The following is an 11,540-nucleotide window of genomic DNA, read 5'->3' as shown; positions in this document are numbered from 1 at the left end:
TCCATCCCCGAGGGAGTGACCCATGCCTTCCGTTCCCCAGCTTCACCATGAGCTCGGCCGCGCCCTGGAGGCCATGGCCCGCCTCCCCCTCCACGATGTGCTTGAGCAGCGGGGGGTCCTGCGGGCCCTGGCCCGGGAGCTGGCGCTCGAAGGCCTCCGGCAGGAGGCCCGTTTCTCGTCGGATGAGGTGGGCGAGATGGGGGCGCAGCTGTGGGCGGGACTGCCCGGCGACGCCCCCAACGTCCCGGAGACCGACCTGGCGGGGGACTGGATCGGCAGCCTGCCCGAGGACGTGCGGGGGAGGGTCCGCCAGCGCTGGGACCATCTGCGCATCCAGAAGGTTCTGGAGGATCGCTACGGAGAGCGGGTGGAGGCCCACTACCTCGAGCGGCGGGCGGATCTCGAGCAGGTGGTGCTGCGCCTGATGCGCCTGCCCCAGCAGGGGCTCGCCGAGGAGCTCTACCTGCGCCTGATCGACGACGGGGCCAGCTTCGGCGCACTCGCCAGTCGCCATTCCCTCGGCGACGAGAGCGTCACCCGGGGGATCGTCGGTCCGATCGAGCTCTCCCAGCTGCACCCCACCCTGCGCGGTGTGCTGGCTTCCCTGGCCCCCGGTGACATGCACCCTCCCTTTGTGCTCGAGGCGTCGATCCTGCTGGTCCGGCTGGAGCACCGCCGGCCCGCCAGCCTGAGCGAGGCCCTGCGACACCGGCTGCTGGAGGAACTCCTGCAGCCGGATCTGGAGAGCTGGCTGGACAGCGCCCTGGCGGAGCTGCGCCGCACCCACGCGGCGGCCCCGCTCCCGCCGGCTCCCGTACCAGCCCTGGCGGGAGCCTGAGCCATGACCACCGCCCCAACCCTCGACGACCTGCTGCGCTGCTTTCCCTTCCTGGCCGACCAGCCGCCGGAGCTGCTCGGGCGCCTCTCCGCCGAGGCCGAGCTGCAGCGCTTCCAGCAGGGCCAGCCCATCTGCCGCGTCGACCACCCGCCGGCCCGGATCTTTCTCCTTCTGGAGGGCACGGCCCGCTCGGTGGTGTTTTCCCGTCGTCTGGCCCGGGGCGTCAGCACCCTGCAGCGGCTCCAGCCGGGAGCGGTGCTGGGTTGGACCCTGATCAGCTGCGGCCGCTGCTGGGAGACCCTGATCGCCTCCACCGATCTGGTGGTGGTCGCCCTGCCCCACGAATCACTGCAACGGGAACTGGAGCACCATCCGCTCCTGGCGGAACGGGTGCGGGGCGGCGTCAGCCCGTCCGAGCTGTTCGCTGTCCTCGATGCCCACCTGCTGGACTACCCGCGGGCCCTCTCCCAGGAGGTTGTGGCGGCCGCGAACCAGCTGGCCGATGGCACGGAGGTGCGCACCTGGAATCCGGCGCAGCCGGCCGCCTTCGTGGCTGAGACCGAACGGCTGTGGCTGGTGGCGGCGGGGCCGCTGCCCCTGGGCACGGCTGTGGTGGACACGGAGCCCTCCGAGGCGCAGGAGCCCCTCCGTCTCCTCGGCATCGACCGCCAGGCCCTGGCGGCGATCCTGGAACCGACGCCGCCGGAGCAGGCCGAAGTCACCGGTGATGGCTGGCGAGCCAGGCTCCTCGCCCGCTGGGAGCGGCAGCGCCCGGGCCTGGAGCCCGCCGCGATCACGGCCGCCGAGCCGATCGACCTGACGGCGCCGGCCCCCGGGCGCGTGTCGGATCCCCAGGGCCCCGAGGCCTTTCCCTGGGTGCGGGGCACCGGTCCCCTGGAGTCGCCGATCGCGGCCTTCCAGATGCTCAGCCAGCATCTCGACCTGCCCTTCCGGCGCGAGATGCTGCGCCGGGTGTTCGGCGACCAGGTGCAGCGGCACGGCGAGGCGTCCCTGCCGCTGGCGGGTGCGGTGGCCGAATCGATGGGGCTGCAGACCCAGCTGCTGGAGATTCAGGTGGGTGCTCTGCCGCGGCTGACACCACCGTTGATGATCCGCTGGGGCAACGGTCTGGCGGTGATCTGGCGCTGCACCGGCCGGTCGGTGCTGCTGGGCATTCCGGCCGTCGGCAACCAGGACCTCTCCCTGGCGGACTTCCGGGACCAGTGGGGCGAGGCCGGGGATGTGCTGACGCTGAGGGTCAACGATCTGACGCCGCGGCGCCGGTTCGGTTTCCGCTGGTTCCTGCCGGCCCTGCGGGAGCACCGCACCGTGCTCCTTGAGGTGCTGCTGGCCAGCTTCTTCGTGCAGCTCTTCGGCCTGGTGAACCCGCTGCTGATCCAGCAGGTGATCGACAAGGTGATCATCAACAACAGCCCCGGCGCCCTCGGCGTGCTCGGGGTGCTGCTGGTGGTCTTCGCCCTGTTCGAGGGGCTGCTGCTCTGCCTGCGCACTTTCCTGTTCGTGGACACCACGAACCGCATCGATCTGAGCCTGGGGACCCAGATCATCGATCACCTGCTGCGGCTGCCCCTCAGCTATTTCGATCGCCGACCGGTGGGGGAGGTGAGCAGCCGCATCAGCGAGCTAGAGAAGGTGCGCGGCTTCCTCACCGGCACCGCCCTGACCACCATCCTCGATGCCGTCTTCTCGGTGCTCTACATCGGGGTGATGCTGATCTACAGCTGGCAGCTCACCCTGCTGACCCTCGCCGTGGTGCCATTCCTGGTGCTGCTGGTGCTGGTGGTCTCACCGATCGTGCAGGTCCAGCTGCAGAGAAGGGCCGTCGCCCATGCCCGCACCCAGAGCCACCTGGTGGAGGTGCTCAGCAGCATGATGACGGTGAAGGCCCAGAACATCGAACTGCGCAGCCGCTGGAAGTGGCAGGATCTCTACACCGACTACGTGGCCGATGGGTTCGATAACACCCTGGTGGGCACCACGGCCAGTTCGATCAGTGGATTCCTCAACAAACTCTCCGGTCTGATCGTCATCTGGGCCGGCGCCGGCATGGTGCTGTCGGGTGCCCTCAGCCTGGGGGAACTGATCGCCTTCCGCATCATCGCCGGCTACGTCACCGGGCCCTTGCTGCGCATGACGTCGATCTGGCAGTCCGTGCAGGAAACCGCCCTCTCCCTGGAGCGGCTCAGCGACGTCATCGATCACCCCCAGGAGGCCCCCGAGGACAACGCCAGGCGCCTGGTCATGCCACCCATCCAGGGGGAGATCCGCTTCCGCAACATCTCCTTCCGCTACCAGCCCTCCTCCCCCCTGCTGCTGAAGGGCCTGAACCTGACCATTCCCCACGGCACCTTCGTGGCGATCGTCGGCGCCAGCGGATCGGGCAAGAGCACCCTCACCAAGCTGCTGGCACGGCTGTACACCCCCGAAGAGGGCGTGGTGCTCGTTGATGGGATCGACGTGGCCAAGGTGGAGCTCCATTCGCTGCGCCGCCAGCTCGGCATCGTCCCCCAGGACACGGTCCTGTTCGATGGCTCCGTGGAGGAGAACATCACCCTCACCAACCCCGACGCCAGCACCGAGGAGGTGATCGAGGCCGCCCGGATCGCCGCCGCCCACGACTTCATCATGGACCTGCCGGCCGGTTACTCCACGGAAGTGGGGGAGCGGGGCAGCAGCCTCTCGGGTGGCCAGCGCCAGCGGATCGCCATCGCCCGCACGATCCTGCAGAAGCCGCGGCTGCTGATCATGGACGAAGCCACCTCCGCCCTCGACTACCAGACCGAGCGCGTGGTGAGCGAAAACCTGATGCAGGCCCTGGCGGGCTGCACCGTGCTGTTCATCACCCATCGCCTCTCCTCGATCGTGAAGGCGGACATGATCGTCTGCATGGGGCAGGGGGCTGTCCTGGAGGTGGGCCGCCACGACGAACTGATGCAGGCCCGGGGTCCGTACTACGCCCTCTTCCGCCAGCAGGGGCGTTCCTCCCCGACCCAGTCCCCCGAAGCCGTTGCCCCTCCCGTCGTGGCCATGCCGCCACAGGCCACGGAGCCGGTCATCGCCGCAGGAGGAATGGCACCATGACCCCCTTCGCCGACGGCACCACCAGCACCAACGGCCACGGCCTGGCCGCCGCCAACGGCCATGGCAACGGGCACGGCCCCACCGCCACGATGGCGCCCGGGCAGGCCCCCCCCGCTGAGCCGGCGCCGCCTCCGGTGCGTCTCTCCCGCCAGCGCCGCCGCACCCATCTGCCCCGCTCCACCAGAGGCTGGAGCCGGGCGATCATCTGGAGCCTGATCGGCCTGACAGGTTTCGGCGTCGTCTACGGCGCCGTGGCCCGAATTGATTCCTCGATCAGCACCACCGGCAAGCTGCGTCCCGTCGGTGGCAGCCTCGACGTGCTGCCGCCGTTCACGGCACCGATCCGCCAGGTTCCGGTCCGGGAAGGCCAGTCGGTCAGGGCCGGCCAGCTCCTGGTGGCGTTCGACGCCCGGGAAGCCTGGCGCGAACGGCGCGACCTGCTGCTGCAGGCGGATCTCTGGCGCCGGCAGGTGAACCAGGCGGCGCAGCCGCTGGGCCTGCCGTCCCTGCCGGGCGGAAGCCGGGAGGAGCGGCAGGTGCTGGCCCTCGATCGCCGGGACATCGAGCTGCGCCGGCGGGTGGCCCTGCAGCGACTGCGCCGCAGCCAGGCTGGCGAACGGGAGCAGACCGATGTGCTGGCGGCGCTGCGGGCCCGCTTCGCCCTCAACGCCAACATCCGCGAGCGGATGGCCCAGCTCGCCCGCGAGGGGGCGATCTCCCACCTCGAACTCGAGCGCCAGGACGAACGCCAGCTGGATCTGCTCAGCACCATCCGCCGCACGGAACAGCAGCGCGCCGCCGCCGGCAGCGGCGTGGTCGAGAGCCTGACGAACCAGGAGCAGGTGGGCACGGACAACGCCCGCCGCCTCTGGGATCGCTACGACGAGGCCCGCCATCGGCTGCTGGAGACGTCGACCCGCCTGGGCCAGGTGGAGGAACGGCTGCGACTCGGCCGGGTGGTCGCGCCGCGCGCCGGCAGGGTCTTCGATCTTCAGGCCAGGTCGGGGGAGATCTCCAGCCCGGGCCGTCCCCTGCTCCGGCTGGTGCCCCAGGGCCCCCTGGAGGCGGAACTGGCGATCTCCAACCGGGACATCGCCTTCCTGCGGCCGGGGATGGCGGTTGATGTGCGGGTGACCTCCCTCCCCTTCACCGACTACGGCTCCCTCAAGGGGACCGTGGTGCGGGTGGGGGCGGATGCCCTTCCCCCCGACCCCCGCAGCGGCGAGGAAACCTTCCCCGTGCTGGTGCGCCTGGAGCAGAGGCCACTGGGACGGAACGGCCGCAGCTACCCCCTGCAGGCGGGCATGGCCGTCACGGGGCTGGTGCAGCTGGGCACCCGGCCGGTGCTGGCCCTGCTCAACGACCGGTTCGGCGGCGTCCTCGACGCCACCCGCACCATGCGCTGAGCCCCCTGCAGTGGCTCAGGCCGCCGCGGCGGCCCCCGGCACGGTGCCTGCGGTGGAACCGGCATCGGGTGAACGCAGGGCGGGGAGTTCGGCGATGGCGGTGACGCTTCTGTCGGACCCCAGCAGCACCAGCCGGCTGCCCAGGTCCCCGGTGGCGATCGCCAGCTGGTCCACTCCGGTGGGCCGGGTTCCCATGCCGCTGACCAGTTGCTCCAGGGGGGCGATCGGCAGCAGCCTGGGCTCGCCGATCCCCTCCAGACCCGCCGGCGTCAGGTCGACCGGAACCGGCTCCACCGCCCGATCGGCGAGTAGGCCGCCCAGACGCCAGGCGATGGCATCGGTCAGGCCGATGCCGCCACCAGGGCTCCACTCCAGATCCGCCAGCACCGGCAGGGCACGGTCGTTGCCCTGGGCCCGCATCCGGATGGCCTCCATCCCGGCCAGTACGAAGCGATCGCGTCCTGCGCCGCCGCTGACGACCAGCGGTGGCGCGCCCGCTCCGGCGCGATCCTCCAGGGCCCCCAGATCCAGCTCGAACCGGTCGTCGCCGGCCCCGGTCCGCAGCGTCTCGAAGCCGCTGATCCCCCCGAGGATGCCGCTGGCCTCGCCACGGCCAAGATCGACCACCACCCCCTCCAGCCAGGCGCCGTAGTCGAGCCCGTCGCGGCCATCGCCACCCTGCAGGATCCCGTCGAGCCTGCCGGTGGCCCCCACCGTCACCAGCGCATCCCCATCGCCGAGGAACAGGTTCTCCCAGCCGCTGAAGTCGAGCGAGCCGATCGTTCCGCTCCCGGGGGCCTCGAGGTGGACGGCCATCACCCCTTCCCCCCTGGCCACCCCCTCGTCCCCAGGGGCGTTCACCAGGCTGTCGAAGCCGCCGCCGCCGTCGAGGGAGCCGGCCAGCCGCGCCAGGGGAGCATCGATCCGGTCGTCCCCGCCCGCCGCCGCCAGCCTCAGCTGCGCCAGGGCCTCCCCCGCCAGATGGAGCGACAGGGTGTCGTCCCCCTCTCCGAGGCCGACGGCATTGCTGGAGTCCGCCGCAACCGTCAGTGTTGAGCCGGTCACGGGTCCGTCGAAGTCGAGCCGGTTGGTGCCAGGGCCCGCGGCGATGCGGGAGCCGGTCACGGCGCCCTCCACGCTCAGCCGGTCGTCCCCTTCCCCCAGGTCGACATCGGAATCCAGCAGGGCGACCCTCTCGGTGACGGCCTGCCAGGTCAGGTCGCGCCAGGGCTGATCGAGCCAGGTCCGGATGCTGACCACATCGTCGCCTCCGCCCACCTGCAGCCGGCTGTTCACCAACCCGAGGGCCCGGGCCCGCAGCTGCAGGGAAGCATCGGTTTCCGCCGGATCGGCGGCGGCCGGCAGGGTGATGCTCAGGCCCGGGCCACCACCCTGGGGATCCCGGAAGCCACTGGCGATCAGCACCCGGTCGTCCCCATCCCCCAGGAGGATGGCGCTGTCCTGCATGGCCTGGGCGAGCAGGTCGATGCCGATCTGACGCTTCACCGCGCTCACCGGGGAGTGGAGCTGGAACCGGGCCAGGCTGCTGAGTTCCAGCGTGCCCCCTCCGCCCGCGTCCTCGAGGCGGCTGTCCAGCATGCCGATCAGGGACTGGAGAACCTGCCCCCGGGCCAGGCCGCCGGCCACCAGAGCCAGATCGATGGCGTCCGAGACCCGCAGAAGGATGTCGTTGGCCTCTGGCCCCAGCTGAAGACTGGCCCGGTTCATGCCGGTGGTGTGGGTCGCCAGGCTCAGGTCGGCATCGTCGAGCACGGAAAGGGCCAGGAGTGTCAGCTCGCGATCGGACCCCACCTGCACCCGGGGGGTGCGGATGTCGCGCAGATCGATCACCGTGTCGCGGAGGGCCTCGAGGGTCTGGTGGTAGCGGCTCTCGGCCCCCCCTTCCACCGATCGGCTGACGATGCTGCCGTCGCTGCGGACGACGACCCGGAACGTCGGGATCTCCGGCGGCGCCACAGACCTCGCCATCACCGGCTGTTCCGGGCCGTCCCCGGTCACGTCACTGGTCGCGTCGCTGGACTCCAGGGCAACGCTCCGCTGCTGGCGCCGGGCGGCAGCGGGGGAGCCGGTCCAGGGCAGCCCGGAGCCTGCGGCGACCGGTGAGCGGAATCCCGACAGCGGCGCCTCCTGGGCCCAGGTGTTGGCCATGGCCGCCGCAGCCGCCTGGCCGGGCGGCGAGAGGCCACGTTCCCCTGCGCTCACCGGGCCAGAAGGATCGGCAGGGGCGAGCCCTCGATGGGCGCCACCGGATGCGGCCGAGCCGGGCTCCCACCCGGCCGGGGCTCCTGCGTCAGCACCAACGCCACCGGCCGTGCCCGCCGCTCGAGCGCTGCCCTGGCCGGCAGCGCCTGCCCCCGGCCCGTTCTCCGGCGACGGCCCTCCGCCAGCGGGCGCCGCCATCGCCCCGTCCTGCATCAGATAGAGGAACGTCAGCCACAGGGCCGTTCCGGTCAGTCCGGTCTCCAGGGAGAGCCGGCCGGGATCGCTGCGCAGACTCATCGCCCTGCGGAACTGCTGGATGGCCTGACCCATCGACTCCCCTTCTCGCCGAGCGCTGCCTCACCACTAGCCCGCTTTCGATCGGCGCCGGACGCGGTGGTGCAATGACGCTGTGAACCTGCGACCCGGCGTCACCGTCCTTAAGGACGCCCCCCCGCCGGCGCCTCAGGACCAGACGATGAAGGCCCCGGGGGTGAGGTTGAGCAGGGGGCAGGTGAGGGTCAGCCCTGCCTCCCCGCTGGCGCCCCCGTCCACCGGCCCGCCGCCATCCGTCGCCGACGGAACCAGGTCGGCCAGCTGGCGGCGCTCCGGCTCCAGGTCGATGCTCGGATGGCCCTTGCGGCGGGCATCGGGCGCCAGCAGCAGGTTGACGCCGGTGGTGCCCTGCCAGCGGGCCATCTCCATCAGCGGCCCGGCCAGGTCGGCGGCGGTGAGCTGGCGCGACTGGTGGGCCGCCAGCAGCAGGGCCAGTCCGGGACCGTCGAGCAGGGCGAGCAGGCGGGGATCCTCTTCGCGCTCCAGCAGCAGCCCCTTGCGCCGGGCCCAGTCCCGCAGCACCTCCAGACGGTTCGCCACCAGCAGGGGATCCTGGGGGCCTTGCCAGCCCAGCACCGCCGTCAGGCCATGGGATTCGGTCTCCATCAGGTGGCCCAGCTTGGTGCGTTTCACCCGCAGGTAGGCAGCGTTGTGGAGGCCGGGGTCCATCACCAGGGGCACCCGGTCGACCACCTCGAGCCCGTAGCCGCCCAGACCGGCGATCTTGCGGGGGTTGTTGGTGATCAGGCGCAGCCGGCGCACGCCCAGGTCGCTGAGGATCTGGGCCCCGACGCCGTAGTTGCGCAGGTCGGCGGCGAAGCCCAGGCGTTCGTTGGCCTCCACCGTGTCGAGGCCGCCGTCCTGGAGGCTGTAGGCCTTGAGCTTGTTGATCAGGCCGATGCCGCGCCCCTCCTGGCGCAGGTAGACCACCACCCCTTCCCCGGCCGACTCGATCATGCGCAGGGCCGCCTCCAGCTGCGGGCGGCAGTCGCAGCGGAGCGAGCCGAAGGCATCGCCGGTGAGGCATTCGGAGTGCACCCGCACCAGCACCGGGCCGGTGCCCCGTTCCGGGTACCCCTTGACGATGGCCACGTGCTCGCTGCCGTCGAGTTCGTTGCGGTAGCCGATCGCCCGGAACTGGCCGAAGCTGCTGGGCAGGGTGGCCTCCGCCTGGCGGGCCACGAACCGCTCGGTGTCGAGGCGGTAGCGGATCAGGTCGGCGATGCTGATCAGCCGCAGGCCGTGGTGGCGGGCGTAGTCGGCCAGCTGGGCCAGCCGCGCCATGGAGCCATCGGCGTTCTGGATCTCGCAGATCACACCGGCCGGATACAGACCTGCCAGGCGGGCCAGGTCGACGGCCGCCTCCGTGTGGCCCGCCCGCTGCAGCACCCCGCCCTGGCGGGCCCGCAGCGGAAAGATGTGGCCGGGCCGGCGCAGGTCTCCGGGCCGGGTGTCGGGATGGATCGCCACCTGGATCGTCCGGGCCCGGTCCTCCGCCGAGATGCCCGTGCTCACCCCCCGCTCCGGGCCCGCATCCACGCTCACGGTGAAGGCGGTCTGGTTGCTGTCGGTGTTGCGATCCACCATCAGCGGCAGATCCAGGGCATCGAGCCGCTCTCCCTCCATCGCCAGGCAGATCAGGCCCCGGGCATCGGTGGCCATGAAGTTGATCTGCTGGGGGGTGGCGAACTGGGCCGCGCAGATCAGGTCGCCCTCGTTCTCCCGGTTTTCGTCATCGACCACCACGATCGACTCGCCGTTGCGAATGGCCGCCAGGGCATCGGCGATGGCATCGAAGTGAATGCCCGTGGACTGGCGTGGGCCGGACAGGACGGTCAAGGGAGCGAGATGGATCGTGGAAAGGATCGAACCTCATTTATAGGGTGCCGGTACGATCCAGCGTTCTTCTGCGTTCCGCATGGCTGGCAAGCGCGTTGCGGTGATCGGTGCCAGTGGCTACGGGGGACTGCAGACCCTCAGGCTGCTGCAGGGCCACCCGGAGCTCACGGTGACCTTTCTGGGCGGGGAGCGCAGCACGGGCAGGCGCTGGAGCGAGCTGGTGCCGTTCCTGCCGCTGGAGGACGACCTGGTGGTGCGCTCACCGGATCCGGAGGCCATCGCCGCCGCCGCCGATCTGGCCGTCCTGAGCCTGCCGAACGGCCTGGCGGCCGGTCTGGTCCCCGAACTGCTGCAGCGCGGCGTGAAGGTGGTGGACCTCTCGGCCGACTACCGCTACCGCTCCCTGGCCCAGTGGGAGGAGGTCTATGCCGCTGAGGCCCGCCAGGCCGCCCGCCAGGATGACGATCTCTGCCGGGAGGCGGTGTACGGGCTGGTGGAGGTGGCGGAGGCGCGGATCCGTGAGGCCCGCCTGGTGGCGGCGCCCGGCTGTTTCCCCACCGCCAGCCTGCTGGCCCTGCTGCCCTTCCTCGAGCAGGGACTGATCGAGACCAGCGGCATCGTCATCGACGCCAAGACGGGCACCTCCGGCGGCGGCCGGGCCGCCAAGGAGAACCTGCTGCTGGCCGAGGCCGCCGAAGCCGTGGCGCCCTACGGCGTTGTTGGCCACCGCCACACCAGCGAGATCGAGCAGCTGGCGGGCCAGGCGGCGGGCCAGGCGATCCAGCTGCAGTTCACGCCCCACCTGATGCCGATGGTGCGGGGCCTGCTGGCGACGGTGTACGGGCGGCTGCGGGACCCCGGCCTGACGGCGGAGGACTGCACGACCCTGCTCAAGGCCTCCTACCGCCACAGCCCCACGGTGCAGGTCCTGCCGGTGGGGGTCTACCCCTCGACCAAGTGGGTGCGCAACACCAACCGCTGCCTGCTGTCGGTCCAGGTGGACCCGCGCACCGGCCAGCTGATCGTCATGAGCGCCATCGACAACCTGGTCAAGGGCCAGGCCGGCCAGGGGGTGCAGTGCCTCAACCTGCTCAGCGGCCTGGAGGCCGGAACCGGACTGCCGCTGCTGCCCTTCTACCCCTGAGCCAGGCGCCGGGCGGCGAGGCTGACGGCCAGGGGCAGGATCCGGTGCTCCTGGCGCTGGATGCGGGCGTGGAGCCGTTCGCGGTCGTCGTCCGCCAGCACCGGCACCGCCGCCTGCACCAGGATCGGCCCCGCATCCACCTGCTCGGTCACCAGGTGGGCGGTGCAGCCGGCCAGGGTGACCCCGGCCGCCAGGGCCTCCCCCACCCCGTCGGCGCCGCGGAAGCTGGGCAGAAGGGAGGGGTGGATGTTCACCAGCCGCTCCGGGAAGGCTCCGATCAGCACCGGGGTGACGATGCGCATCCAGCCCGCCATCACCACCAGATCGACCCGGTGCGCCTCGAACAGGCTGATCAGGGCCTGATCCAGGGCTTCTCGCGAGGGCTGCTGGCGGTGGTCGATCACCTCACAGGGGATGCCGAGCCGTTCAGCCCGCTCCCGCGCCCCGCAGTCCGCCCGGTTCACCGCCAGGACGACCACCTGGCCATGCAGCCGGCCGTCGCTGCAGGCCAGCGCCAGGGCCTCGAAGTTGCTGCCCGTGCCGGAGGCCATCACCGCCAGTCGCAAAGGGGCCTGGGTGGCCGGAGTCGGCTGTGGCAACGGCCACTGGAGAGACCCGCCGGGATCGCTATGGTCAGCGGAATCGGGCATTGCGT

7 protein-coding genes are annotated in these 11,540 nt (G+C 71.4%); 4 read left to right on the top strand and 3 right to left on the bottom strand.

Annotated elements, in window-relative coordinates:
- Positions 1-22 precede the first annotated feature (22 nt).
- The 3 genes from H6G99_RS01530 to H6G99_RS01520 are packed head-to-tail and all read left to right on the top strand — an operon-like array spanning position 23 to position 5,346.
- Positions 23-838, top strand: a complete 816-nt coding sequence (locus H6G99_RS01530) for a peptidylprolyl isomerase (RefSeq protein ID WP_190609456.1) — start codon at positions 23-25, stop codon at positions 836-838.
- 3 nt (positions 839-841) lie between these two features.
- Positions 842-3,940: a peptidase domain-containing ABC transporter gene (locus tag H6G99_RS01525; RefSeq protein WP_190609454.1), complete on the top strand. Its 3,099-nt coding sequence runs from the start codon at positions 842-844 to the stop codon at positions 3,938-3,940.
- Positions 3,937-5,346 (top strand): beta-barrel domain-containing protein, encoded by a 1,410-nt coding sequence (locus H6G99_RS01520; RefSeq protein ID WP_094584596.1) that lies wholly within the window; start codon positions 3,937-3,939, stop codon positions 5,344-5,346. Before H6G99_RS01525 ends, H6G99_RS01520 begins: the two co-directional genes overlap by 4 nt.
- A 15-nt stretch (positions 5,347-5,361) precedes the next feature.
- Here the strand turns inward: H6G99_RS01520 and H6G99_RS01515 are convergent, their stop codons facing one another.
- Together H6G99_RS01515 and ribBA are read right to left on the bottom strand one after the other, a co-directional pair.
- Positions 5,362-7,899, bottom strand: a complete 2,538-nt coding sequence (locus H6G99_RS01515; protein WP_190609452.1) for a hypothetical protein — start codon at positions 7,897-7,899, stop codon at positions 5,362-5,364.
- Positions 7,900-8,031: 132 nt separating this feature from the next.
- Positions 8,032-9,741, bottom strand: coding sequence for a bifunctional 3,4-dihydroxy-2-butanone-4-phosphate synthase/GTP cyclohydrolase II (ribBA, locus tag H6G99_RS01510; RefSeq protein ID WP_199296896.1), 1,710 nt, complete (start codon positions 9,739-9,741; stop codon positions 8,032-8,034).
- Between the two features lie 79 nt (positions 9,742-9,820).
- Here ribBA and argC point away from each other — a divergent pair, with 79 nt between their 5' ends.
- Positions 9,821-10,885: an N-acetyl-gamma-glutamyl-phosphate reductase gene (argC, locus tag H6G99_RS01505; RefSeq protein ID WP_190609450.1), complete on the top strand. Its 1,065-nt coding sequence runs from the start codon at positions 9,821-9,823 to the stop codon at positions 10,883-10,885.
- On the opposite strand, the gene purN is transcribed toward argC, so the two are convergent.
- On the bottom strand, positions 10,876-11,535 hold the full coding sequence (gene purN / locus H6G99_RS01500) for a phosphoribosylglycinamide formyltransferase (protein WP_190609448.1): 660 nt from the start codon (positions 11,533-11,535) through the stop codon (positions 10,876-10,878). The two genes, argC and purN, sit on opposite strands and share 10 nt — an antisense overlap.
- Between the last annotated feature and the right edge of the window lie 5 nt (positions 11,536-11,540).

The sequence above is a fragment of the Synechococcus sp. FACHB-909 genome, assembly GCF_014698945.1.
In the GTDB taxonomy this organism is placed as follows: Bacteria; Cyanobacteriota; Cyanobacteriia; order PCC-6307; family Cyanobiaceae; genus Cyanobium.
The sequence above is the reverse complement of the archived record's forward strand: the minus strand, read 5'-3'. Positions and strand labels throughout refer to the sequence as shown.